At 55.4% G+C, this 23,650-nt stretch carries 22 protein-coding genes; 7 read left to right on the top strand and 15 right to left on the bottom strand.

The window, feature by feature from the left end; all coding sequences use genetic code 11:
• Positions 1 to 34 precede the first annotated feature (34 nt).
• Positions 35 to 322 (bottom strand): hypothetical protein, encoded by a 288-nt coding sequence (locus FE784_RS16510; RefSeq protein WP_139603322.1) that lies wholly within the window; start codon positions 320 to 322, stop codon positions 35 to 37.
• Positions 323 to 507: 185 nt separating this feature from the next.
• Here FE784_RS16510 and FE784_RS16505 point away from each other — a divergent pair, with 185 nt between their 5' ends.
• Entirely contained in the window at positions 508 to 981 is a 474-nt protein-coding gene (locus FE784_RS16505) for a nucleoside deaminase (protein ID WP_139603321.1), read from the top strand.
• A 1-nt stretch (position 982) separates the two neighbouring features.
• Here the strand turns inward: FE784_RS16505 and FE784_RS16500 are convergent, their stop codons facing one another.
• The gene (locus FE784_RS16500; protein WP_139603320.1) at positions 983 to 2,401 is read right to left on the bottom strand and encodes an extracellular solute-binding protein; all 1,419 of its coding nucleotides are present in this window, start codon (positions 2,399 to 2,401) and stop codon (positions 983 to 985) included.
• 219 nt (positions 2,402 to 2,620) lie between these two features.
• Here FE784_RS16500 and FE784_RS16495 point away from each other — a divergent pair, with 219 nt between their 5' ends.
• The 3 genes from FE784_RS16495 (at position 2,621) to FE784_RS16485 (ending at position 6,585) form a co-directional block, all read left to right on the top strand.
• Entirely contained in the window at positions 2,621 to 4,186 is a 1,566-nt protein-coding gene (locus FE784_RS16495) for an FAD-dependent oxidoreductase (RefSeq protein WP_139603319.1), read from the top strand.
• Between the two features lie 24 nt (positions 4,187 to 4,210).
• A complete protein-coding gene (locus tag FE784_RS16490; protein ID WP_139603318.1) occupies positions 4,211 to 5,530 on the top strand; it encodes an ABC transporter substrate-binding protein in 1,320 nt (439 codons plus the stop codon).
• Between the two features lie 143 nt (positions 5,531 to 5,673).
• Positions 5,674 to 6,585, top strand: a complete 912-nt coding sequence (locus FE784_RS16485; RefSeq protein WP_176706276.1) for an AraC family transcriptional regulator — start codon at positions 5,674 to 5,676, stop codon at positions 6,583 to 6,585.
• A 7-nt stretch (positions 6,586 to 6,592) separates the two neighbouring features.
• Here FE784_RS16485 and FE784_RS16480 read toward each other — a convergent pair whose 3' ends face one another.
• The 3 genes from FE784_RS16480 to FE784_RS16470 form a co-directional block, all read right to left on the bottom strand.
• A complete protein-coding gene (locus FE784_RS16480; protein ID WP_139603316.1) occupies positions 6,593 to 7,903 on the bottom strand; it encodes an ABC transporter substrate-binding protein in 1,311 nt (436 codons plus the stop codon).
• Between the two features lie 291 nt (positions 7,904 to 8,194).
• Positions 8,195 to 9,055: a DUF72 domain-containing protein gene (locus FE784_RS16475; protein ID WP_139603315.1), complete on the bottom strand. Its 861-nt coding sequence runs from the start codon at positions 9,053 to 9,055 to the stop codon at positions 8,195 to 8,197.
• A gap of 160 nt (positions 9,056 to 9,215) precedes the next feature.
• Positions 9,216 to 10,538, bottom strand: a complete 1,323-nt coding sequence (locus FE784_RS16470; protein WP_176706275.1) for an ABC transporter substrate-binding protein — start codon at positions 10,536 to 10,538, stop codon at positions 9,216 to 9,218.
• Positions 10,539 to 10,788: 250 nt separating this feature from the next.
• Between FE784_RS16470 and FE784_RS16465 the strand changes: the two genes are divergently transcribed.
• On the top strand, positions 10,789 to 11,577 hold the full coding sequence (locus tag FE784_RS16465) for a helix-turn-helix domain-containing protein (protein WP_139603313.1): 789 nt from the start codon (positions 10,789 to 10,791) through the stop codon (positions 11,575 to 11,577).
• A 140-nt stretch (positions 11,578 to 11,717) separates the two neighbouring features.
• Positions 11,718 to 12,029, top strand: coding sequence for a hypothetical protein (locus FE784_RS16460; RefSeq protein WP_139603312.1), 312 nt, complete (start codon positions 11,718 to 11,720; stop codon positions 12,027 to 12,029).
• A 71-nt stretch (positions 12,030 to 12,100) separates the two neighbouring features.
• Here the strand turns inward: FE784_RS16460 and FE784_RS16455 are convergent, their stop codons facing one another.
• Positions 12,101 to 12,727, bottom strand: a complete 627-nt coding sequence (locus FE784_RS16455; protein WP_139603311.1) for a DsbA family oxidoreductase — start codon at positions 12,725 to 12,727, stop codon at positions 12,101 to 12,103.
• A 133-nt stretch (positions 12,728 to 12,860) separates the two neighbouring features.
• Here FE784_RS16455 and FE784_RS16450 point away from each other — a divergent pair, with 133 nt between their 5' ends.
• Complete coding sequence (locus tag FE784_RS16450) at positions 12,861 to 13,580, top strand: DUF6483 family protein (protein WP_139603310.1); 720 nt, start codon at positions 12,861 to 12,863, stop codon at positions 13,578 to 13,580.
• A 566-nt stretch (positions 13,581 to 14,146) separates the two neighbouring features.
• On the opposite strand, the gene FE784_RS16445 is transcribed toward FE784_RS16450, so the two are convergent.
• From FE784_RS16445 to FE784_RS16405, 9 genes are all read right to left on the bottom strand, one after another.
• Entirely contained in the window at positions 14,147 to 14,821 is a 675-nt protein-coding gene (locus FE784_RS16445) for a response regulator transcription factor (RefSeq protein WP_139603309.1), read from the bottom strand.
• Entirely contained in the window at positions 14,818 to 16,176 is a 1,359-nt protein-coding gene (locus FE784_RS16440; protein WP_139603308.1) for a sensor histidine kinase, read from the bottom strand. The genes FE784_RS16445 and FE784_RS16440 overlap by 4 nt, the downstream gene beginning before the upstream one ends.
• A gap of 641 nt (positions 16,177 to 16,817) precedes the next feature.
• A complete protein-coding gene (locus tag FE784_RS16435) occupies positions 16,818 to 18,476 on the bottom strand; it encodes a glutamine--tRNA ligase/YqeY domain fusion protein (protein ID WP_139603307.1) in 1,659 nt (552 codons plus the stop codon).
• Between the two features lie 651 nt (positions 18,477 to 19,127).
• Positions 19,128 to 20,042: an arginase gene (rocF, locus tag FE784_RS16430; protein WP_139603306.1), complete on the bottom strand. Its 915-nt coding sequence runs from the start codon at positions 20,040 to 20,042 to the stop codon at positions 19,128 to 19,130.
• Positions 20,043 to 20,095: 53 nt separating this feature from the next.
• Entirely contained in the window at positions 20,096 to 21,292 is a 1,197-nt protein-coding gene (locus tag FE784_RS16425; RefSeq protein ID WP_139603305.1) for an ornithine--oxo-acid transaminase, read from the bottom strand.
• Positions 21,293 to 21,483: 191 nt separating this feature from the next.
• Positions 21,484 to 21,894 carry a hypothetical protein gene (locus FE784_RS16420; protein ID WP_139603304.1) on the bottom strand — a complete coding sequence of 137 codons (411 nt, stop codon included), beginning with the start codon at positions 21,892 to 21,894 and terminating at the stop codon, positions 21,484 to 21,486.
• A 121-nt stretch (positions 21,895 to 22,015) separates the two neighbouring features.
• Complete coding sequence (locus tag FE784_RS16415; RefSeq protein ID WP_139603303.1) at positions 22,016 to 22,864, bottom strand: glycoside hydrolase family 25 protein; 849 nt, start codon at positions 22,862 to 22,864, stop codon at positions 22,016 to 22,018.
• Positions 22,848 to 23,111, bottom strand: coding sequence for a hypothetical protein (locus FE784_RS16410; protein ID WP_139603302.1), 264 nt, complete (start codon positions 23,109 to 23,111; stop codon positions 22,848 to 22,850). Before FE784_RS16410 ends, FE784_RS16415 begins: the two co-directional genes overlap by 17 nt.
• The gene (locus FE784_RS16405; protein ID WP_139603301.1) at positions 23,108 to 23,494 is read right to left on the bottom strand and encodes a hypothetical protein; all 387 of its coding nucleotides are present in this window, start codon (positions 23,492 to 23,494) and stop codon (positions 23,108 to 23,110) included. Before FE784_RS16405 ends, FE784_RS16410 begins: the two co-directional genes overlap by 4 nt.
• Positions 23,495 to 23,650: the final 156 nt, after the last annotated feature.

The raw sequence follows: 23,650 nt of genomic DNA, 5'->3' as shown, positions 1-23,650 counted from the left end.
CCGTACGTTGGCCGGGCCGTAATCGGCCTGCCGCTTATGATTCGCGGCTTGCTTGCCCGCTCTGCTTCAAATCGCCCAGCTCCCGCTTCTCTTCCGCAAGCATTTCTTCGGCCAGCTCGACCGGCGCCTGATTATGGCTCAAGCCGGCTTGATCGATGGCGCGCTCGGCTTTGGCGATCGCGTTGTCCGCCTGCCCTATCGTCTGTTCCGTCGGATGCGACTGAGCCTGTGATACGGCATTGTGCGCCGTCTCAACCGAATTTTGCGCTTGCGAGATCGGATTTTGCGACTGCAGGCTGGAATCGTACCTCGTCTTGGTCATGTGCGTGACCCTCCTGTTGTCCGGGTTCTGTGGTTTTAAGCGGTTCACGTCTTACTATGACGATTGTGATCCGATTTTATACGTTGCAGTGCGGACCCGATGCTGGTAGTCTTCGTGTATAAGTCACGATGAAGGCTGCCGATCATAGAATAAGCGGTAGAGACGGCATACAGGAGGGGTAAGGAATGAACGAGGAACAATTCATGCAAGAAGCGATAGCCATGGCCTGCAACAATGCGAAAGGTACGCGGGGAGGTCCGTTCGGAGCCATCGTCGTCAAGGACGGACGAATCGTCGGCCGCGGAGTGAATGAGGTAACGTCCGCCCACGATCCGACCGCTCATGCGGAGGTGCAGGCGATTCGCGATGCATGCCGCAACCTGAACGACTTCCAATTAACCGATTGCGACGTATATACGAGCTGCGAGCCTTGTCCGATGTGCCTCGGCGCCCTCTACTGGGCCAGAGTGCGCGCGGTTTATTACGGCTTTGACCGGAACGATGCTGCCGATGCCGGCTTTGACGACTCTCTGATTTATGAGGAAATACCGAAACCGGTGACGGAACGCCGTCTCCCGATGATCCGTCTTGCGGTCGGGACGCCTGGCGACAATCCGTTCGAGCTGTGGAAGCGGTCCGTGCTCAGGACGGATTATTGATTTACGATTCCCGGACCTGTTCTGCGGCAATCAAAGGCTTCGGCGCATTCAAAGCCCGTTCGATATTGCGGCACACGGTCGGTCTGTCGTATAGTCCCGACCAATACAGCTTCGCTTCCCGGTATACCGCACTCAGCTCGTTCGAGCTCAGCTTCAGCTCGGAGGCGAGACGGAACGTCGGGATAATTTCCCGGTACAAATAATAGCGGGACGGCCTGGACAGCTTCTCTTCCCCCGTCCATTCGGCCGCCCGTTTGTTGGCCGGAATGCTCAGCGTATGGCGGTGAATGCCGAGCTGGGAATCGTAGGAACGCAAAAAGTCGCCAAGCAGCTTCGCCGCCTCCTTCACCTTGGACTTGTGGTTGATGGCCAGCCCGATCACGATCATGAGAGTGCGGAAATCCCGCAAGGATGGCAGCGGAGCGATATCGAACGGAAAATCCGCATCCTTCAACTCGTTTAATGCCGAATAGGACGTGATGATCATCGACACTTTTTGCTGGAGGAACAGCTCCTCGGCATCGGCGTTGCTGGCGGACAGCATCGACGGGAACACATTCTCCATCTCCAGCAAGCTTTTGCATACGTCCAAGCCCTCCATCAGCTTGTCGCAATCCAGCTTGTACAAGCCCCGTTCGTCCTTCTCGAACTTCATGCCGCTCTGCAGCAGAAAAAGCGGCCATCGGTTGCGCGCCAGCATGTGGTAATAAAACCCGTACCGCTCATTCACGACGGCCAGACGCTCGGCAACGCGGAACAGCTTGTCCCACGTCCAGCCGCTATCCGGCTCCGGCAAATCGTTTTCGAGAAAATGCTCCTTATTGTAGCATAAAATGAGCGGGGTAAAGATAAGCGGCTGAACGAGCTGCTCTCCTCCCGCCATAAACGGTTCGGTAAGAAACGGGTAATGGTCCGCATCGGTCTCCACCGGTTCGAGAAGATCGACCGCATCGTGCTCCAGCAAGACGCCGAAGTTGTAGTCGTTCATCGTAAAAATGTCGAGCAGATTCGCCTCCATATATTCTTTATAGAAGCTGAAATAGTTGTAGGTCGGCACCTTCAGCGTCTGTACCTGAATGTGCGGATAACGCTTATGGAATTTTTCCAGCAAACGTTCGATGCCGGTCTCCATCGCTATCGTTCCGTGATATCCGAATCGGACCACCGTGTTCGTATCCGGAGTCGGAGAGACGACGCGATTGCCGACTTTGGGGATTTTCTCGATCAGCCCTTCTTGGACGAGCACGTCCAGTCCTTTGCGCACCGAGTTGTTGCTCAGCTGGAACTGCTTCCCCAGCTCGGCCTCCGACGGCAAGTACTTGTCGACGCCAAGCTTGCCCGACCATATTTCTTCGCGCAACAGGTCGACCATCTCGTCCAACCGGACCCGGAATGTTTTTCTGCTCGGTTTCTCCGCCATTGTGCTACCCCTCAGTCTTTTTCCTAAAATATAGCATATCGAAAACGCCGTCCCGCTTCAAGCATCCTCCCCCGTCTCCGAATCGATTTCCAGCCGTTTCCCGAATGTCGATAATGCACAAAGATCGCGTCTATTATCGAATAGACCGGGAAAGGCGCCGGATGTATAGTTGGTTTGATCTCCACAAACTAATAGCGATACAGCAAACGGGAGGATGGCATGAAACAGGAATTGCACGCGGATATAGCCGTTATCGGCGGCGGACTGGGCGGCTTCGCGGCCGCGCTGGCAGCGGCCTCAATGGGCAAAAACGTCATATTGACGGAAGAAACGGAATGGATCGGCGGCCAGGTGACGAGTCAGGGCGTACCGCCCGACGAGCATCCCTGGATCGAAACGGCCGGCTGCACGCGCACATACCGGCAGTTCCGGGACGGAGTAAGGAACTATTACCGCAGCCATTTTCCGCTGACGGAGGATGCGCGGTCGGCACGGCACCTGAACCCCGGAAGCGCTTCGGTCAGCCGGATCAGCCATGAGCCGAGAACTGCGCTCGCGGTGCTCACGCAGATGGCCGCGCCCTACGTCCATAGCGGACGTCTCGTTATTCTTCTTCGTCATATGGCGAATTCGGTCGAGACGGAGGGAGACTCGATCCGTTCGGTTACGGTCCGCTGCCTGGAATCCGGAGACCTTTTGACCATAGTCGCCCCTTATGTTCTGGATGCGACGGAATGCGGGGATTTGCTGCCGATGGCCGGGGCGGAATATGTAACGGGTGCGGAATCCCGGGAGCAGACCGGAGAGCCTCACGCCCTGGAAGGCGCCCCCAACCCGATGGACATGCAAGCGATCACCCACTGCTTCGCCGTAGACTACCGGGAGGGCGAAGACCATACGATCGGCAAGCCGGCAGACTATGCGTTTTGGCGCAGCTACCGTCCGGATTTCTGGCCGGCGCCCATGTTCGATTGGATCGGGCCTCACCCCGTCACCCATGCGGCGAGACAATACTCCCTTTTCCCGGAAAAGGACGCCTACTGCTTGTTCAACTACCGCCGGATCGCGGACAAATCCCACTTTATCGCCGGGACGTATGAAAGCGATATCACCGTCGTAAACTGGCCGCAAAACGATTATTTCCTCGGCCCGATCATCGATGTGAGCGAAGCGGAGAAGGCGCGCCATCTGGAAGGAGCCAAGCAGCTCAGCTTGTCGCTGCTGTACTGGATGCAGACGGAAGCGCCCCGCCCGGACGGCAAAATCGGCTATCCCGGACTGCGGCTGCGCAAGGATGTATTCGGAACGCCGGACGGCTTGGCCAAGTACCCGTACATTCGCGAGTCGAGACGGATCAAGGCCGAGTTCACCGTGATCGAGCAGCATGTGACGGCCCCGTTCCATAGCGACGGCCGTGCGGAAACATTCGCCGACTCGGTCGGCATCGGCTATTACGCGATCGATCTGCATCCGAGCACGGGCAACCGCCACTACATCCATTTCTCGCCGCTGCCGTTTCAAATTCCGCTCGGCAGCCTTATTCCGATCCGGATGGACAATCTGCTCGCCGCCTGCAAAAACATCGGCACGACCCACATTACGAACGGCTGCTACCGGCTGCATCCGGTGGAGTGGAACATCGGCGAATCGGCCGGCTTGCTGGCCGCCTTTTGCCACGAGCGCAATGTTCGGCCGCGTGCGGTCCGAAACGACGCGGAGCTTCTGGAGTCGTTTCAGCAGCTGCTTGTCAAGCAGGGAATCGGGCTGGCATGGGAGCCTCGTTAAAAACTAACAAAGAGGTGTCTGCCAATGAAAGCATTGATCAAAAAAGGTGTCGCTATAGTGCCGATCATCGCAATGCTGGCCGCATGCGGCAGTCAGGGGGGCACGACGGGCGAAACGGCGGCCGGGAACAAGCCGAACGAGCAAGCGGCGGCCGCGGCATCGATCGATGAAAAGCTCAAGGAGCCCGTCACGATCAACTTTTTCTACAACGGTTACTCCGGCTCGCTGATGGAAGAATGGAAAGCGAGAATCAAAGAGCAATACAACATCATTTTAAATCCGTACTTAAATGAAACGATCGAGAACGTGATCGCCTCCGGAGTCAAGCTCGACCTGATCGCCTACTCGGCGGGCGGATTGTTCAAAGCGCTCGATCTGCAGCTCGTCTCCGACATGTCCGACTTGATCTCCAAGTACAAATTCGACCTGAACCGTCTCGCTCCGGGCGTGCTGGAATCTGCCAGAATGTACTCGGACAAGGGCGAAGTTCCGGTAATGCCTTACGAGCTGAACAATAACGTATTGATTTACAACAAAACCATTTTCAATAAGTTCGGCGTTCCATATCCGAAAGACGGCATGACCTGGGATGAGATGAACGAGCTGATCAAGAAAGTATCCCGGACGGAAGGCGGCATCCAATACAGAGGGTACGCTTACTCCGGCCTGAATCTGATCTACAAAAACCAGATCGGACTGCCGTTCGTCGATCCGAATACGAACAAAGCGATCGTCAACACGGACCCATGGAAAAAATGGCTGGAAACGATGGCCGGCTTCTACCGCACCAACAACAACGATATCGTGAACGCCAAGGAGGACGACCTGTTCTTCAAGCAGCAGACGCTCGCGATGAGAGGCGGACCGAGCCCGCTGGAGCTGCTGCCGGCCGCCATCGAGAACGGACTCGACTGGGACGTGGTGTCGAACCCGCGCTTTACCGGCATGGAGAACGTCGGTTCGCAAATGAACGCGCCTTTCCTGGCCATCCCTCCGAGCAGCCAGCATCGCGACGAAGCGTTCAAGGTCGTCTCGTTCTTCCTCTCGAACGAAATGCAGACCGAGAGCGCTCGCGTCGGACGCGTTCCCGTCTTGAAGGATGAAAGCATCGTCAAGGAATTCGGCACAAAGCTCCCGTTTCTGAAGGGCACCAATTATACGAAGGCCGTCTTCGCGGATACGATCGGCAAGCCGATCCGGGTTACGAAGTATGACGGCACCGTCCGCTCGCACCTGGCCGTCGCCATCGTCGATGTCGCCACGGGCAAGAAGGACGTCAACACCGCTTTGCGCGACACCGAAGAAAACGCCAACAAGGCGATCGAGGCGGCGATTAAAAAATAACCGGAGTCCGCCGACCATACAGCCAGCGATCACGCGTCCCAGTCCCGTCCGTCATATTGCTTTTTCCAAAGTCGTTTATTATGATGGGGAGAAGGGAAGGGCTTTCGTCCTTCCGGACCGGGTCGGGAAAGGGGACGCTTGCAATGGAACTGGACCGTTCGCTAATCAACGAATTGCCGGCTTGGAACGATTCCGTCAAGAAATGGCTTGAAGATTTCCCCGTCTATTTGCGCCACGATTTTTTGAGCACGCATAATCATAAGCTGCACGTCCAGCCCGGCATCGAGCTGAATTTGACGCTGGAAGGCCAAGGAACGTTCGTAGTCGATAAAAATATACTCAGGCAGTCGCCGGGGCAGCTTCTCATTTTTCCGGGGAAGCTGCCCCATCAGGTCTATATCGACCCGTCGCGCTCCTATACGAGGATGGTGGTTCTGATCGATGAGCGTAGACTATCCTCGCTGCTGCCGAATCCGGACTTTTGCTTGTTCCCGGACTCCTCCTGCCATCAAATCAAGCTGCAGCCGGATACGTACTTGTCGATCAAGCAGCTTCTGTTCGTGATGCACCGGGAAATGAAGGAGCAGCAAGCCGGCTGGCAGCAAATGATCGTCGCCGGACTGCTGAATTTGGCCGTCATCATTCGAAGAGGTCTGGAGTCGGAGCCGGACCGGACAGCCGCACTGCGCTCGCCGCGCAGGATGTACGGCGAGGAACCTATAAGCCGGCTGTGCGCCTACATCGATACTCATCTGCACGAAGACCTTTCGTTAAAAAATATGGCAGGCCTGTTCCACCTCAGTCCCGATCATCTGATCCGCACGTTCAAGCGGGAAAAGGGGATGACGTATCACAAATACGTGCTGCTGCAGCGCATTTTCGAGAGCAAACGGCTGCTCTTGCAGCACCCCGAAATGACGCTGACGGACATCGCCTACCAGATCGGCTTTGCCTCTTCCTCGCAATTCAGCAAGACGTTCAAGAGCGCAGTCGGCCAGACGCCCAGCGAATTCCGGAGCCAGTCGCATCCCCCGTCATTTGACAACGGTTTCTAGGCTTGCCTTATTTGCCTTGTTGGGCCGCAATCGCTTTATCCAGCCGCTCCGACGCGCTGCGAAGCGCGGTATTGATGTCCACACCATTCAAATAATCTTCCAAAGCGGTATAGCCCTCTTTATCGCCCAGCGCTTGAAACTCCGTTTTCACCGTGGGAGCCGCAAACGTTTTCGGCAGCAAGCTTTTCAAATTCCGCCCCTTCAAATAAGCCGCGTTTTTGCCGTACGTCTCCAAAAGCTTCGGATCCTTGAGCGAGGAGAAGCCGCCGCCTGTCTCGACCATCCATTGCTGGTATTCGCTCGAGGTCAAATACGACATCACGTTGAAGGCCGCCTGCTTGTTTTTGCTCATGCTGGTCAAGTAGAGATACGTCGGATACGATTGCATGCCGATCCCGGGCTTATCCGTCAACGATGGCACTTGTACGACGTCCCAGTTCGGGGAAGTCGGATCGTCCTTGGGCGGAGCGCTGAGCGTAATGTACATGGCCGCCGTATGGTCCTGCAGAAATGGCGTCGATTGAGAGGCCAGCGTAAATTTGTTTTTCGGCAGCTCGTTTCCGGGGATTTGATAAAAACGGGCATAGTTCAACAGCGTCTTCTTGAACGATTCCTCGGTCATTCTCGACTTATTCGTCTTCAGATCGACAAACTCGGCGGAGTTCTGATTCAGAAACATCAGGTGCTGGAACGCCATCGTCAGACCTTTGTACTGGATATCGCCTTCCTTGCGGGTCATTTTCTTGGCAAGCTCGTACACTTCGTCCCACGTCATGCCGTCCTTCGGATAAGCGGCGCCGAATTTGTCGAACAGATCGCGATTGTAGAACAGCGCGGCCGAGGAGGTGCCGATCGGCAGCCCGTACATGCCGCCGTTGGCGATTTGGCGCTGAATTTCCACCGAAGTCGGCTCGAGCTTGGATAGATCGTAGCCGTTCGTCTTGATCAGCTCGCTGATGTCGTATTGCAAATTCATATTGTTCAGAAAGGCCGAGGTAAGGCCGATCGAGCTGATCATAATATCGATCGTCTGTCCGGCCGCGATGAGATTTGGAAGCGTTTTCGAATCCTCCTGCATAATGTACTTGATCGTATACTTGGGAAACTTCTCGCGGATTTTGTCGCCGTACTTCTCGTTGAACGCTTTCTCTTCGATTTTATTGCTGGTCATATAAAACGTAAGCTCCGCGGGCTCATCGCTTTTCGCTGCAGAATTTGCCGTTTTTTCCGCCGCTTTGCCGTCGCCGCCGGTTGAACCGCATGCGGTGGAAGCGGTCAATGCCGACGCCGCTATAAGAGCTGCCCATGTTCTTTTCATACCGTTTACCTCCCGAAGTGATCATGAACGAAATTTTCATAGATAAAACGCTTTCAATGAAGATCGTACACAATATCTGATGCATATGTCGTTGCACATTTCGCCCGCGCGTCCCCCGAATAGCATTTTTAAAATCAAAATCGCAATACTTAAAAATAACCCCCCCCTCTTTAGCAATGGATCTCAATAGTAACTCATATCTAATTCTAATCATATGCAATTCCAATATTAATTCGAAAAAGCGAAAGTATCAATCCGTAAATACGCATTAATATGCATTAGATATGAAAATTATAGGTCGTCGAATAAGTCAAGCTGCAAGGGAGTCTCCGGCAGCTCCGGATAACCGAGGTCGAGCATGCCGGCCAGCTCCAGCGCGTTGCCTGCCGCATCTCCCCCGGAGTTGTTGTTGAACAGCACGCATATTTCTTCCGTTCTCTCCTGCAGGCGCACGAGCCGCCCGGCCCATTCCGCGAGCTCCTCCCGGCTGTAGTGGTACAAGTATCGCACGTCCCGCCAGTTCGGTTCTCCGCTGCTGTGCCACCCTTCCGTATTGCGTCCGTGAAACCGGACGACCGTCAGCCCCGGATGCGTCGGCACGTCGACGATCGGCACCGACCCGGCACCCGCCTGGGGCTCGTCGCAAATGCTGTGCGCCCAGCCTTCCCGCTCCATGAACGTCAGCGTTCTCTCGCGCATGTCTTCGGAAAACCAGCTCTGATTGCGAAACTCCAGCGCCAGCGGCATCTCCCCCATTCGCTCCTTCGCGCGGCGCAGCTCGTCCACGTTCGGGCGCGTGCAGTCGAACCAGGGCGGGTATTGGAACAGCACCGCCTTCAGCTTGCCCGCCTCGCGCAGCGGCCGGATCGAAGCGATGAACGCCTCGAACATGGCACCGGTCGATTCGTGCGACGGCTTGCCCCGTTGATGGCCGGTCATTCCTTGGTAAGCTTTTACGATAAAGCCGAAAGATGCGGGCGTCTCCTGCGCCCATTTCTCATAGTTCCGCTCGGGCTGTATCGCATAGAAAGAGCTGTCGACCTCCACAATCGGGAACGTTTTGCCGTACTGCCGCAGTTTGTCCTGCGTTCCCGTCCCCGGCGGATACAACGCCCCGTGGTCGCCCCAGCCTGCCAATCCGATCCGAATCATGAATGTCCGCTCCTTGCCTCTTTCGTTTTGCCACCTATTGTATCACAAACGGCGGAAACCATCGGCAGCACGAAAACACCGGCGCTTGCGGCACGCCGGTGTATATCCCATCGGATCTGCTATGCGATTATTGCCGGGGACCCCCGGCCTATCTGACGGACTACTTCGCCTTTTGTTCCGCTATCTTTTTGTTGACCTCTTCCTCCGCCTCGCGCAGCACCGTGTTCAAATCCTTTTTACCTTGAGCATAGTTGTTGAAATGGGCGGGCAGCGCCTTGCGGACGATGTCGTCGTACTTGGTCGCCTCCTTGGTCGGCGCGAGTTTGTTCGCGTACAGCGCCTTGATGTTCTTGCCGGAAATGGAAGGATAGTCTTTTCCGGTCGCGCCTCGGACCTCCTCGCTTTTCAGGGCGGTCAGCCGAAGAATGCCCGCCCCTTCCTTCTGCACCTCGTCCGACAGCATAATTTTAATGATCTCCATCGCCTGGTCCTTGTATTTGCTTTGCGTCGAGATCGCGAACGTGCTGGCCAAATATTGCAGACTCGTCTTCGGCGTCTCCGGGAAAGCCGGGAACGAGACGAGATCGAAATTGATCGGGTTGCCCTCCTTTTCCAGCGCCAGCAGCTGCGGGAGCATCGTCGTTCCCGCTCTCATGGCCAGCGTCCGGGTTTTCGTGAAATCCTCCAGCTCTTTATTGTTGCCCGCCGTATTGTTGCCCGGGATCATCACGAACCTGCCGAACGTCTCGAACAGCTTCTTCCATGCGTCCGTGTTAAACGAGGCTTTGTCCGTCTTCGCATCCACTAGAGGGGCGGACAACTGATTGTAGCCGAGATAGTTCGAGGGGGCAAAGTCGAAGCCTTTGTACTGCACGCCGCCGTCGATGCGGGTCAGCCTCGTCGCCAGCTGGTACACTTCATCCCAGGTCATGCCGTCCTTCGGGTAAGGTACCGCGAACTTATCGAAAATATCCTTGTTGTAGTAAAGCGCGTAATTGCCCGTTCCCCAGGGCATCGTCAGCAGCTCGCCTTTATCGGAATATTTGCGGATGCTGTCGACAAGGCCGTCGTCCAATCGGGTCAAATCTATTTGATGCGACTTCACCAGCGGATCCAAATTGGCGAGCAGCCCCAATTCGTTCATATCGTACAACCGGTTGTTCGGGAAAAACATCAGGTCGGGAATCGTTCCGGCCGTGACCAGCTCCTGCGGGGCCGTGCCTTTGCCTTCGACAACAATGTTCATCGTAATATGCGGCATTTGCTTCTGTATATGGCTGACGATATATTGCTTGGCGTAAACCTCCGTCAGTCCGCCCATAACGTATAACGTCAGCGTTGCAGGAGACGTATTCTGAGCCGGGGGCATCGAGGCGTTAGGCGCGGAAGGCTTCGTATCCGCCGAGCTCCCGCACCCGGCCAGCAGCGCTCCTACTAAACCGAATAGGCAGAGCATGCTTCCTTTCTTTTGAATAATATTCATACAATCTCCCCCCCAATAGTGGTTGAACAACAAAGGAAAACGCTTACCCTCTCGGGAGCAACGGACAGTTCGGTATGCGGCCACATACAGTCTAAGCATAGCTTATTGACGAAAGCGTTTCCATGAACATGAATACGGTTATTTGAATAAATCTACGATCCCCGTCGAATCCCGGAAGTTGGACAGGTAAGCGCTTTTACGATTATACTGGCTGTGAAAGCCGTAACCTGACATACCGGGGGAGCTGCACATGATTTCACCGATTGCCGTTTATTTCGAGCGATGCGAGCCGAACTGGTCGATCCCTCCAAGCCTGACCAAAAATCATATTCTGCTGCTCGTAACCGACGGTTCCTTCGTCTACACGGTGGACGGCGACGAGCTTGTTCTGCATAAGGGGGACGTCGTCTATGTCCCGGAAGGCACGATGAGATCGGGACACAACGGGCCTCGCGATCCGCACCATATGTACGCGGCGCATTTCCGGCTCGAGGGGGACGACCCCCTTATCCCCTTGCTGCGGGACCATCAATACCGGTACGTACAGCCGTTCAACGGAGATTATTTAAAAAACCGCTTCTCTCTTCTAACCCAGCACTGGCTGAGAAAACCGGCTTACTATGAAACGATCTACCACAGCATCCTGCTGGAAATGCTATGTATCGTAAACGGCGAGGTCGATTCCCGGAAAGTGCCTACGAAATCGTACGCCATCGTGACGCAAATTCAAGACTATATCATGAACCATTACCGCGAAAATATCGCCATCGCCGCATTGGCCGAGCTGGTCCAGCGCACGCCCAATTATATCAGCACCGTCTTCCGCCAAGTAACGGGGCAGACGATTACGGAATATAGCCAGCAAATCCGGATTGCGGCGGCGTGCAACTTTTTGATCAATTCGCAAATGACGGTCGGGGAAATTTCCGATTACTTGGGTTTTTGCGAGCAATCTTACTTCAATAAAGTGTTCAAGAAGGTGACCGGCGTCCCTCCGTCCGCCTACCTGAAGGAAAAAACGAAAGTTTGGAGAACGTAAGCAGGCGGAATTAGCGGATTTCAAAAAAAATTATAATTGTACCCCCCGAAACGGACGCAACGAACCGAATACTATATCGCAAACCGTAATCGCTTGCCAGAGACTCATACCGACAATCTTAATGAAGGCGGTGTTGGATCATGGGATGGATGATTATGCTGTTGGCAGTGCTTCTCCTGATTGCGTGGGTAGCCCTACGCGGCGCAGGCTGGAAGACGCTGCTCGTCGGAAGCGGCGACGGCGAGAACGAGCTGGAAGCCAAGTATGCGTACCTGAAAACGAATGACGTCAAATGCCGGCTCAAGGTCGAGGCGGCGGCAGGAATGGGCATCGCCCAATCCGAATTGGCCAGCCGAGGCCGTTCCACCTTCAAGCTGGACGTTCACAAGAATGACGTGGAACGGGCCACCGAGCTCCTCCAGCAATTCGACCGACAACAAATGCCGCTATAACCGGAAACAATACAGCAAAGAACAAAAAAGCCATGCAGGGGTAACCCGCATGGCTTTTTTGTATCCGATCGTCATGATTGCTGCTCCAATCGCCCGAACACCTTCAGGAAAGACTCGGGAGGCTGCGCTCCGGATAACGCGAATTTGTTGCCGATAATAAAGAAGGGCACACCCGATACTCCGATTCTTCTCGCCATTGAAAAATCTTCCTCGACCTGCGCTTCGCCCTCGCCGCGGTCCAGCCTCGCGCCGAGCGGCCCGGCATCCAGCCCGATCCCGTCCGCGATCTCCAGCAGCACCGACTGTTTCCCGATATTGCGGCCTTCCTCGAAATAGGCCCGGTGAATCGCTTCGACCAATTCCGCCTTCGGCCCGTCCGGTGCGATGGCGATCAACCGGTGGCTGAGTCGCGTGTTGGGCATATATTCGACTTTATCGAAATCGAAGTTCAGCCCTGCCGCCGTCCCGGCCTCCACAACCCGACCGAGCATGCCCTCCCGCGAAAATTGCTCGCCGTACTTTTTCTTCATCGTGGTCATGAAAGGAAGCCCGTCCTTGGGTACGCTCGGATCGAGCATGAATGCTCTCCAGCGGAGCTGGGGACGCTCCCCTCCGCGCATATTCAGTGCTTGCAGCAAGTTTGCCTTGCCGATCCGGCACCACGGACATACCGTATCCTGGAAAATATCGATGATCATCGGGGCGTTCCGCCTCCATTCCTGAAACGACTGTACTGCCCCTAGTGTAACCGATATTCGGCGAAAGAGAAACGTGTGGTATAGTAAATCGTATTAGGAGATGAATACGAAGAGCAAGGGAGGCGATAACCGCATGTTCCGCAACGATTACGTCATGCGCTTGATCGAACAGTTCGGCAGCGCGCTGGGCGTGCTGCTCGGCCTTAAGAAGCAGTTGAAGCCGCAAGAGGCGATGGAGCTTCTGGGCGAAACGTATAAACGGTTGTTCGGGCTCAATCCGAATTTGATCCGGGCGCTGTCCGAGCGCGATATGACCGATTTGCTGAACCGGGACGGGGAAGCGACGGCGGAGAAAATGCTCATCCTCGCCGGCTTGATGAAGGAAGAGGCCGACCTTTGCGCCATGCTCGAGCGCGAGAACGAGGCCTATAGGTTGAACCTGAAAGCTTTAAATTTGACGCTTTTGGCCGCAGGCGAGCAGTCCGCCACGGAATGGCTGGACATCCGCGGACAAGTCGGAGAGCTGCTGAACCGTTTGGGCGGCTACGAGCTGCCCGTCGGCACGAAGGAGCTGCTGTGGACTTACTACGACACGGCGGGACGGTTCGCCGACGCCGAGGACGTTCTGTTCGAGCTGCTCGACCATTACGGCGACGATAAGGCGGAGGATCAATCCGCTTATGGACGGCTGCTGGAGCAGGCCGAACGTTTTTACGAGCGACTGCTGACATTGGACGCGGACACGCTCGAGGCCGGCCGACTGCCGCTCGAAGAGGTGCGCGACAGTCTGGAAGAGATTCGGACGCGTGCTTCGGAGTTGAACGCGGAGGCGGCGCAGCCGGGGGCAGACTGAGCTTGACCGGGGAGCGGGAAAGAATCATCGGATAAGACTAGTACCCGGCTACGGAATTTTGTACCCTGTCAGAAAAAACGGAACAAAAAGTTCTTTTATCGCTCTTGGCGACGTCGAAAAAGGGGCGTAACGGAACAAATCGTTCCTTTATTCCGCCCGGCACCCCATTATACAGCCTGCTTTCGGCCAATAGCGGAACTTTTCGTTCCGTTTGGGCCTTCTCACTTGTCTTCACCGCTTCATAAAGGAACAATTTGTTCCCCCGCCCGCCGAATAGCGGAACTTTTCGCTCCTCATCACGGCATTCCACTAGGGGAACGGACTTCAGAAATGCCGGACTAGTATTATGGCGAAGCTGCTGCGTGAAGGCGCCTCGATTAACGTCATGAGTTGCCACCGTGTGCGCGAATCTTCATGGGAGCTTTAACGGAGCAGTTCCTGAGACGGCGACCTTCCCGGACCATTTCAATGCAGCATTTTCCGAAGCCGATGGCATCATCGGACAACACCAGCGTAGCCGTTTTCTAAACCAGCGTCCCCATCGGCCGCGAAATTAACGCAGACGCTTAACCGTTTCGTTCCTCCTCGCCGAACAAGCCCATCTCGCGGGCTTTCCGGGCCGCCTCCTTGCTGCTGCCTCCGCCCAGCTTCTTCAAAATGTTGCCGACGTGCACTTTGATCGTGCGGATCGAGACGACGAGCTTGTCGGCGATCGCCGGCTGCGACATTCCTTTGTCGATCATTTCCAGCACCTGGAGCTCTGAGGGCGTAATTTTCTCCTGCAGCTCCTTTTTCTTGTACGATTGCTCCAGCTCCTTCAACCGCCGGAACTCCTCGCGCATTTGCGCGGCGGCAGCGGCGCTGATCGGCGACTCGTTGCGGTAAGCGTCCCGGATCGCACCCGGAATCCGCTCGAAGTCGGACTTGATCAAGTAATCGGCCGCCCCCGCCCGAAATGCGTCGAACATCAGCTCCTTCAGCTCCATGGACGTCAGCATCAGCACCTTGGCCCCGCCGCGCAGCAGCACCTCCTGCGCCAAGCCGATGCCGGCCACCTCGTCCGCAAGCATGATGTCCATCAGGACGATATCATACTCCATCTCCCGAATAGCCTTTGCGGCTTCCTCGGTCGTGCCGGCGCCGGCAACGACCGCGATTCCGGGCTCGCTCGCCAAATAGGCGCTTAACCCCCGCAGCCAATCCGGATCGTCCTCAACGATGAGCACCCGAATATCGTTCATCCGCTCCAGCTCCTTTTCTTGTTCTTCGGAAACCGCATAATCGCCGTCGTTCCTTTGCCGGGCTGGCTGTACAGATCGAAGCCGCCTCCATGCTTCTTCATCACCTGGTAGCAATAAGATAAGCCCAGCCCGAAATTCATCCGGCGGTCGCCCTTGGTCGTGAAGAACGGCTCCATGACCTGCTTCAGCAATTTTTTGTCCATTCCCGGCCCCGTGTCTTTGATTTCCGCCACCGTGTAGTTTTTGATGTCGTATACCTTCACTGTAATGTCCCCGCCGGCCGGCATCGCCTCTATTGCGTTCGTCAGCAGATTGTTCCACATTTCCATCGTCTGCGCTCGGTCGCAATAAAGCTCTAGCGAATCCGGCACGCTCAGATGAATACGGACCGCCGACGACTCGACGGCCAATTGGTCGCGCAGCGTCTCCAGCATGGCGCCGGGACGGTTCCATGCCGGCCGTAGCGCAAGCTCCTGCGTCTGGTCCTGCACGCGGGCGATCATCTCCTGGATATGCCGGGTGGCCGACAGCACGACTGCGATATCCGCGGCGAGCTCGGGCTGATCGGTCCGCTCCGCATAGGTGCGGATTTTCTCTCCGAACAGCTTCGTCTTGCCGACATCGTTTTTGATCGCGTGGTTCAGCACCGCCGTACCGGACGTTACGGCCCGGATCGAGACGTCCAGCTTCCGGGTCTGGATGAGGAAGCGGATACCGAGAAAGCCGTAATTGAAGATGGCCACGGTGAACACCAGCACCGCGAACGCGATAATCCATGTATTGTAGCGCCACATCTCGATAAACCCGAAGCTTGGAAGCACATAGTTCATTACCGAGCAGAGCAGCACCGTCGGCACGATGGCAAGCCCGGTCAATCGGTCGTTCAATCGCATCGTCCCGTGGGATTCCCGTTTGAATACGACCCAGAGCGAGGCGAGTCCTACCGCGGGAACCGCCCATGCCGCCGTCAGCCGAAACGGAATCGGATGAATCGGCCGAACGAATAGAAGCGTAGCCGCGATCGGCACGAACAAAACCAGCGCCAGCCACCTTTTGCGGCGCGGGGTCATGTATGCCGGATTGTAGCTGAACGCAAACATGACGAACGTATATGGCAGCCCGTAATATTGCATCAGCGAGGATATGATCCGCAGCCCTTCCAAGACGCTAAGCAGCGCGTCGCCCGCTTGACGCTCTTGCGCATAAGGCAGCAGCGTATCCCCGACCAACGCGGAGAGCGCCCCGGATCCGCCGCAGAAGGCGACGCCGCTCAACCAGCGAATCGAGCTTTTGCGCGAATCCGACAGCAGCAGCACGATGCCCACGCTCCATAGCGCGATCAGCACAAACAGCATGTTTCCCGTTCCTCTCCCGTACGTAAGTAAGCAATGACAGTATTATACCATGGAAATCCTTGTCTTCTTACAGGAAACGTGCGGAAGTGCGCCTAATTTGGGTTTGGTTGAAGAAAGGTGCGAATTTGGCGGGTACTTGGGGGGACGGCTGCGGGCATGCGCGGCGCGTAAACGATACAATCGCGGTAGACAAAGAGCATCCCGCAAGCTGAAATGATTCGTTGTGTGTTGTTTGCGAGCAAGCAAGTCTTGCGAGCTTAATGGGCCGCACACTTTCGGTTACAGATGCCGCTTTTGCAGTTCTCCGTGGCGCCGCGTGAGGGGCATGGATGGCTAAACGAAACAAGACCGCTCTCACGGAACAAAAAGTTCCGCTATCTATTGGAAACGACGGCCCAGGAGCGCTTAAGGGAACGATTCGTTCCGTTATCGGGCTCCGGGAGGCCGATTTCGCCATTCTTTTGCGAAATAAAGGAACTAAAAGCTCCGTTCAGAGGCTTGGACTCGCTCTCCGCCAACCATAGCGGCACTTTTTGTTCCCCCTGTTGCCATTTAGCGGAACCGAATCTTCCCTATCTATTGCTTGCCTGCATCTTAAGCAAAGTAAAAGAGAGGCTGCGGCAGCCTCTCCTGAAGATTTTCTATTTTGCGTTGGGGTCATAAGAGCTTTTTAACGATACGATGCGGTTGAACACCGGCTTGCCCGGAGCCGAATATTTCGAATCGACGTTGAAATAGCCGTGGCGGAAAAATTGGAACTTCTCCTGATGCTCCACCTCCGCCATGTTCGGCTCCACAAAGCCGTTGACGATTTCCTGCGAGTTCGGGTTAAGGCGCTCAAGAAAATTGTCCGTATCCACCTTCTCGTCCAGCGCGAGCGGCTCGTACAGCCGGAACTCGGCGGGAATGCCTTGCGTCGCGTCCACCCAATGGATCGTCCCTTTCACCTTGCGGCCGGTAAACCCGCTTCCGCTCTTCGTTTCCGGATCATACGTACAGCGGATCTCGACGACGTTGCCGTTCTCGTCCTTGACAACTTCCTCGCATTTGATGAAGTAGGCGTGCTTCAGCCGCACCTCATTGCCCGGGAACAGCCGGTGGTATTTCGGAGGCGGCGTCTCCATAAAGTCGTCCCGCTCGATCCATATCTCCCGCGAGAACGGAATGGACCGGTTGCCCATCTCCGGATTCTCAGGGTTGTTCTCGGCCTCCAGCATCTCCACTTGCCCTTCCGGGTAGTTCGTAATGACGACCTTCAGCGGCTCCAGCACGGCCATCGTCCTCGGCGCCTTCAGCTTCAGATCCTCGCGTACGAAGTGGTCGAGAAACTGGGCGTCTACGGTCGATACCGCCTTGGCCACGCCCACCTCGCGCATCAGATTGCGGATCGCTTCCGGGGTGTAGCCCCGGCGGCGCATTCCCGTTAATGTCGGCATGCGCGGATCGTCCCAGCCGTCCACTACCTTCGTATCTACCAGCATCTTCAAATACCGTTTGCTCATGATCGTATTCGTCATATTGAAACGGGCGAATTCGTATTGGCGGGAGACATGCTCCATCTCGCACTCGCGGATGACCCAATCGTACAGCGGACGATGGTCCTCGTACTCGAGCGAACATAGCGAATGGGTGACGCCTTCAAGCGCATCGCCGATCGGATGCGAGTAATCGTACATCGGGTAAATGCACCAGGCATCGCCCGTTTTGTGGTGGTGCGCCTTCAGAATGCGGTACAGCACCGGATCGCGCATATTGATGTTCGGGGACGCCATGTCGATTTTGGCGCGCAGCACCCGCTCGCCGTCCTTGAACTCGCCGGCCCGCATCCGGGCGAACAGGTCCAGATTCTCCTCCACGGAGCGGTTGCGGTAAGGACTCTCGACACCCGGTTCCGTCAACGTTCCGCGCGCGATGCGCATTTCTTCGGGCGATTGATCGTCGACATAAGCCAAGCCTTTGCGGATCAGCCGAACGGCAAGCTCGTAATTTTCCTCGAAATAGTCCGACGCGAAATGAAGCTCGTCCCATTCGAAGCCGAGCCACTTGATATCGTTTAGTATGCCGTCGACATACTCCGTATCTTCCTTGACCGGGTTCGTATCGTCGAACCGCAGATTCGTCCGACCGCCGAACTCCTTGGCCAGCTCGAAATTGAGGCAAATCGCCTTGGCGTGCCCGATATGCAAATACCCGTTCGGCTCCGGCGGGAACCGCGTGATTACCTGGCTCGTCCGGCCCTCTTTCACATCTTCCGCTATAATCGTTTTAATGAAATTGGATGAAGCCGTCTTCGTTTCCATCTCTCCCGTATGCCTCCCCTTCCGCCGATTGTATGTCAGGCTTATTCTATCCCTATATCATACACAAAATTGTGGAAAAATATAAGAAAAACGTTGATCGAAGCAACTCGGGGAGGTGCGACCGCGGACTAGCGGTAGTTTTTCTTGGTAAACCCTTTCTCTTTCGCCTCTCTATTTCGGCGAGCTCAAAATGGTTTATCGATAAGAAGTTCCTTTGGATCGTAGCCATTCGATGATGTACAGCCGCGGTTTAGAGGTTGGAATTCTTGCGAATCCGTTCCGGATTCTAAAAGAAAAACGTTGATCGAAGCAACTCAGGGGGATGCGACCGCGGTTTAGCGGGTTTTTCTTGGTATACTCTTTCACTTTCAAGAAGCAGAAGAAGCGTGAGCCTCAGTATCTACATGCAAAAATGCATGTACATTCGGCCGAATATGACCTTTACATCATTCTGCCTGCAAAAGTGCATGCTGTTTCGCAATTCGGGGCCTGTTTGGCCCGTTTTCCCGGAAAGCAGCTGCAGTCTTGCAGGCAGATGGATCATTTTTCGATAAAAATGGCCAAACTAAATGCACTTTTGCATGCAGACGAAAGGTACGCGATACTGAAGGAGCCGGACACCACTTTCTCACCTCATTCCCGGCGGGATGATCACAAAATCTTCTCACCCATCAGGGATGTAATCAATTCGACGGCCGCTCTCGCCGTCTGGTTCTGGCTGTCCAGCGTAGGGTTGACCTCGACGAACTCGGCACTCGTCACCACATTGGCGTCCGAAACGATCTCCATCGCGAGCAAGCTTTCGCGCAGGCTGATCCCGGCCAATACCGGGGTCCCTACACCGGGCGCATCCTTCGGATCCACGCCATCCAGATCAAAACTGACATGTACCCCGTCCGTCCCGCGGGTAGCGACTTCCAACGCTTGCTCCATGACCCGCGATATGCCGATCCGGTCGACTTCATGCATCGTAAATACGGTAACCCCTTTCGCCTTCAAAAAGTCCCGCTCCCCCGGGTCCAAAGATCGTGCGCCCACGATTGCGACATGCTCCGGCTTCACCTTCGGACGTTCGCCGCCGATCCCTGTCAATGCGGGATGGCCATACCCCATTGCGACCGCAAGCGCCATGCCGTGTATATTGCCTGATGGAGATGTATCCGCCGTATTGACGTCCCCATGGGAATCGTACCAGATGACACCCAAGCTCTCCTTGTGACGGAGTACGCCGGCCAACGTCCCGATGGCAATACTGTGATCGCCCCCCAACACTAGCGGAAACCTTCCTCCCACAATAAGGTCGGAGACAGTGTCAGCCAGTTCCTCGTTAACCCGAACAATTTCATATAAATATTTCAAGTTCGACTCCGGCACGGCCGAATACGCCTTTGCCCGCCGAACGATCAAATCTCCCTCATCCCGCACCGCGTACCCCAGCTGCTCCAAACGCGGCTCCAGCCCCGCGCAGCGGATCGCGCTCGGCCCCATATCCACCCCGCGCCGGTCGGCGCCCAAATCCATCGGTACTCCGATAATGGAAACGTTTTTGCGAATTCGCGGATTCATCAGAACGCTCCTTTCGTGTCAAGCCTTGCGTCTTAGTCTGCAAGTTTATGAACTCACCGGGCTTCGAGAGCTTGCCCGATCCGCTCCAAGCCCCAATCCAGCTCTTCCCGCGTTATCGTGAGCGGCGGCGCCAGACGGATCGTCGTATCGTGCGTTTCTTTGCAGAGCACGCCCAGCTCCATCAGCTTCTCGCAGTAAGGCCTGGCTTTCCGATCCAGCTCGATTCCAATAAACAATCCCCTGCCCCGGATATCCTTCACGACCGGACTTGTCAGAGAACGAAGCCAGGTCATCGCATATTTTCCGAGCTCAAGCGAGCGTTCTGCCAATCGTTCCTCCTCGAAAACCTCCATAGCCGCCACGGCGCATGCGCATGCCAGCGGATTACCCCCGAACGTAGAGCCGTGCGAGCCCGGCTCGAAAACATCCAACACATTTGCATCCGCAGCGACCGCCGAGATCGGATAAACCCCGCCGCCCAGCGCTTTGCCGAGAATATATACATCGGGAACGACCTGCTCCCAATCGCAGGCGAACGTCCGGCCGGTTCGCCCAAAGCCGGTCTGAATCTCGTCCGCCATGAGCAGAACGTTGTACCGTCTGCACAATTCCGCCGCCTTATGCAAAAAGCCCGCCTCGGGCAAAATAATCCCCGCTTCCCCTTGAATCGGTTCTACGAGAAACGCTGCCGTATTCGGGGTAATCGCCTGCTCTAGAGCCTCTGCGTCTCCATACGGGATCAAGGTGAACCCCGGCGTAAACGGGCCGAAGCCCCGCTTGTATTCCGGCGCGGAAGAAAAAGACGTCACCGTAATCGTCCGCCCGTGAAAATTCCCTTCGCAAACGATAATCTCCGCTTGTCCTTCAGGAACGCCTTTCTTATCGGCAGCCCACCGTCTCGCCGCCTTGATAGCCGTTTCCACCGCTTCGGCGCCGGTATTCATCGGAAGAAACATCGATTTGCCGGTTAGGCAGGCCAGCTTTTCATAAAAAGCGCCCAAAGGCTCGCTGTGAAACGCTCGCGACGTAAGCGTAATCCGGTCGGTCTGCTCCTTGAGCGCAGATATTATTTTCGGATGGCGGTGCCCATGGTTCAGCGCGGAATAGCTGCTCAACATGTCCAGATAACGGTTGCCTTCCCGGTCCTCCACCCAGACGCCGTCCCCGCGTACAATAACGACAGGCAGCGGATTGTAGTTGTTGGCGCCGTATCTCTGGATATTTTCCATAGCAGAGTCGTTCTTGCTCATTTGCACTTCCCCTTTCACCGGTCCTTGAGACCCCGTTTGTTCGGGAGGAGTATGTCATGTTACGTACAGTATATGCCGTGCCGGTCGAAGCGGGTACAGCGAGTCAGCGTAGGGCGATTCCTAAATCCCGTTAAAACGCAAAAAAGGCCGGACGTGAGCCCGGCAGCCATTTTCGTAGGTTATGGACAATCTTATCGTGTAGCCACGATGTCGGATTGGCTTGCTCTTAAGATAACTTCATTCATGTGGCTTCCGATTCGTCCGGTCGCCTGAATCTTATCGCCTTGAAGAAACGAAACAGTTGTTTCCTGGACAGAGACCAGAAGCGAACCGGTTTCGTCCGTAACCTGAAACGATACGCTGCCGTCAGGAGCGGTCGCTGGGCCGGAGGTTATTTTTCCTCGAATCGTTACGATGTTTCCGGGAAAGTCGCTTGCTTCCATTATAGAAAGGATCGGGAGAATCGTTGGCAAACGGTCGTTATAGGAAGTGGAGGCCTGTTCGGCAGATGCATAGTCGGCCTGTCTTTGGACAGCCGTATGGGCGAATAGGAGCACGATCGTCAATATTGGCGCGAGCCAAATCCGCATGTTCTGAACCATGGCCGCATTCCTCCCTGATTGGTTACTTCTAGATATAGCTTAACCGGGGAGTGTTAGCGCGAATCGTGCGGTTTGTTAAAAGATTTTGAAGGGGAACCAGCTTAGCTTGCGCGAACTCGTCTCATACTTGGATCCCCTTGTCTTTGGCGAGAAGAATAATCGCTAGCCATGCCAAATCTTCCGGCTTCATATCCCGGTTGTACGCCTGCGCTGCCCACTTGTAGTCCGTTACGAGCGGGCGGTCCAGCTCACCGGTTACGCTTTTCTCATACAATCCGTGCAGAGCACTCGTCAACATCCTCCATTGCCATTCTTCTGTAAACTCCACGCGCTCCTCTCTCCCTTTCGTTTTAGGCAAATACGCATCGATCTTGCCGTCCAATTCGTTCAAATCCACATTTCCGGCTATGCCGTTCACCCGCCCCGTCTCGCTGTGTTGAAAGATCGTCCATCGGTCCCACACCGGATTGCTCATCGGAGTATCCGTGCCGTAATGGGCCACCCACAGCGGATATACGCCCAAATCGTCTTCAAAGTACGTTCTGGCAAAAGATGCGCCTGTGTAAATCATCGGAAGCTTCCCCGTAGCCTCTTGAACCCGTCGAAGCCATCTTCTCGTCCATTCGCTAACCTGAGATTTGGTACTTGCCTTCCCGTCCAACGACCCGTGTTCCATGTCCAAAACATACCACAGATCAGCTCGCAGGCTTAGCGTAGCATGCAAGAAGTGCTCCGCTTCCGCCTCGGGAGCATTGGAGAGGTGGGCGAAATGGTATAATCCGAGCGGAATACCTGCATGTTTGGCTCCTTCGTAGTTCCGCATCAAATTCGCATCGACTAGAGAGACGCCTTCGGTCGCTTTCATAATGACGAACGCGATACCGTCCCCCTTTACCGCCGACCAGTCTATTTGGCCCTGCCATTTGGAGACGTCGATCCCTCGGGAGTTCCCGCTATTTCGTGTCTGCATCGTCCTGTCCCCCGTTCTTGGCTTGTCCTTTGGAATAATGATATGCCCCGCTTGCGGTGAGGCCTACCAAGGAAATCGTCAGCAGGAGCTGCTGCACCCGATCCGGTACAAGTACAAACATCGCGGCGACAACCAAGCTGAACAAATGGTTGTGCCTATGCGGCACGCCGTATGCTTTCAAAATGCCTACGTAAGATGTCACTACCGCCGCTAGCATTAAAATATCGTTCGTCATTTCGACCATCATCGCATTCCCCCGAATACTTTAACCACCTCTTCCACGCGTATGCCCAGAGAAAAAGCAAGCAATACGACGAGGACATAAACGAAAAACTTCTCTTTATTCTCGATAAATTGCCGGTACCAGACGCGATCGTCGGGTATCGACGCATCCTGCGCATGCGCCTTCAGCTGCCGCAGCTCCGTATTAATCGCATCCAGCTTGTCATCCTGGCGCTCGGCCAGTCCCGTCAACCGCACCACATTTTCTCGCAGCACCGTAATCGTCTCGGCGTAAATCTTATGACTCTCCCTCACCTCCTTCAGGTGCTCCCACACATCGCGCTTAAACTCCTGAAGCTCCTCTCTCAACGTATGAATCTGTACCTGGCAGATATCGTGTTCGCTCATATGGATCCCATCCCATCTGCTTGAAAGTAGGGTCAGACGCGGGATTACTCCCTCGGACTCCCTGTCTAACCATGCATGCGGATTTCCCGCACACGGCTTTCCTTCGTCAATTCCCCATCTTCAAGGGTGAGTTCTCTTCATCCGTCGCCGGATTGC

Source organism: Paenibacillus hemerocallicola (genome assembly GCF_006265175.1).
Taxonomy (GTDB): Bacteria; Bacillota; Bacilli; order Paenibacillales; family NBRC-103111; genus Paenibacillus_AB; species Paenibacillus_AB hemerocallicola.
Note: the sequence above shows the minus strand (reverse complement) of the source record. Positions and strands in the feature narration are given on the sequence as shown.

Excerpts from the sequence above, each read along its gene's own strand:
- FE784_RS16500 (WP_139603320.1), bottom strand. The coding sequence starts at position 2,401 with ATGGCGGAGAAACCGAGCAGAAAAACATTCCGGGTCCGGTTGGACGAG.
- rocF (WP_139603306.1), bottom strand. The coding sequence starts at position 20,042 with ATGAATCCGCGAATTCGCAAAAACGTTTCCATTATCGGAGTACCGATG.
- FE784_RS16510 (WP_139603322.1), bottom strand. The coding sequence starts at position 322 with ATGACCAAGACGAGGTACGATTCCAGCCTGCAGTCGCAAAATCCGATC.
- FE784_RS16490 (WP_139603318.1), top strand. The coding sequence starts at position 4,211 with ATGAAAGCATTGATCAAAAAAGGTGTCGCTATAGTGCCGATCATCGCA.
- FE784_RS16450 (WP_139603310.1), top strand. The coding sequence starts at position 12,861 with ATGTTCCGCAACGATTACGTCATGCGCTTGATCGAACAGTTCGGCAGC.
- FE784_RS16435 (WP_139603307.1), bottom strand. The coding sequence starts at position 18,476 with ATGGAAACGAAGACGGCTTCATCCAATTTCATTAAAACGATTATAGCG.
- FE784_RS16445 (WP_139603309.1), bottom strand. The coding sequence starts at position 14,821 with ATGAACGATATTCGGGTGCTCATCGTTGAGGACGATCCGGATTGGCTG.
- FE784_RS16480 (WP_139603316.1), bottom strand. The coding sequence starts at position 7,903 with ATGAAAAGAACATGGGCAGCTCTTATAGCGGCGTCGGCATTGACCGCT.
- FE784_RS16470 (WP_176706275.1), bottom strand. The coding sequence starts at position 10,538 with ATGAATATTATTCAAAAGAAAGGAAGCATGCTCTGCCTATTCGGTTTA.
- FE784_RS16485 (WP_176706276.1), top strand. The coding sequence starts at position 5,674 with ATGGAACTGGACCGTTCGCTAATCAACGAATTGCCGGCTTGGAACGAT.
- FE784_RS16460 (WP_139603312.1), top strand. The coding sequence starts at position 11,718 with ATGGGATGGATGATTATGCTGTTGGCAGTGCTTCTCCTGATTGCGTGG.
- FE784_RS16420 (WP_139603304.1), bottom strand. The coding sequence starts at position 21,894 with ATGGTTCAGAACATGCGGATTTGGCTCGCGCCAATATTGACGATCGTG.
- FE784_RS16495 (WP_139603319.1), top strand. The coding sequence starts at position 2,621 with ATGAAACAGGAATTGCACGCGGATATAGCCGTTATCGGCGGCGGACTG.
- FE784_RS16425 (WP_139603305.1), bottom strand. The coding sequence starts at position 21,292 with ATGAGCAAGAACGACTCTGCTATGGAAAATATCCAGAGATACGGCGCC.
- FE784_RS16415 (WP_139603303.1), bottom strand. The coding sequence starts at position 22,864 with ATGCAGACACGAAATAGCGGGAACTCCCGAGGGATCGACGTCTCCAAA.
- FE784_RS16440 (WP_139603308.1), bottom strand. The coding sequence starts at position 16,176 with ATGCTGTTTGTGCTGATCGCGCTATGGAGCGTGGGCATCGTGCTGCTG.
- FE784_RS16465 (WP_139603313.1), top strand. The coding sequence starts at position 10,789 with ATGATTTCACCGATTGCCGTTTATTTCGAGCGATGCGAGCCGAACTGG.
- FE784_RS16410 (WP_139603302.1), bottom strand. The coding sequence starts at position 23,111 with ATGATGGTCGAAATGACGAACGATATTTTAATGCTAGCGGCGGTAGTG.
- FE784_RS16405 (WP_139603301.1), bottom strand. The coding sequence starts at position 23,494 with ATGAGCGAACACGATATCTGCCAGGTACAGATTCATACGTTGAGAGAG.
- FE784_RS16455 (WP_139603311.1), bottom strand. The coding sequence starts at position 12,727 with ATGATCATCGATATTTTCCAGGATACGGTATGTCCGTGGTGCCGGATC.
- FE784_RS16475 (WP_139603315.1), bottom strand. The coding sequence starts at position 9,055 with ATGATTCGGATCGGATTGGCAGGCTGGGGCGACCACGGGGCGTTGTAT.
- FE784_RS16505 (WP_139603321.1), top strand. The coding sequence starts at position 508 with ATGAACGAGGAACAATTCATGCAAGAAGCGATAGCCATGGCCTGCAAC.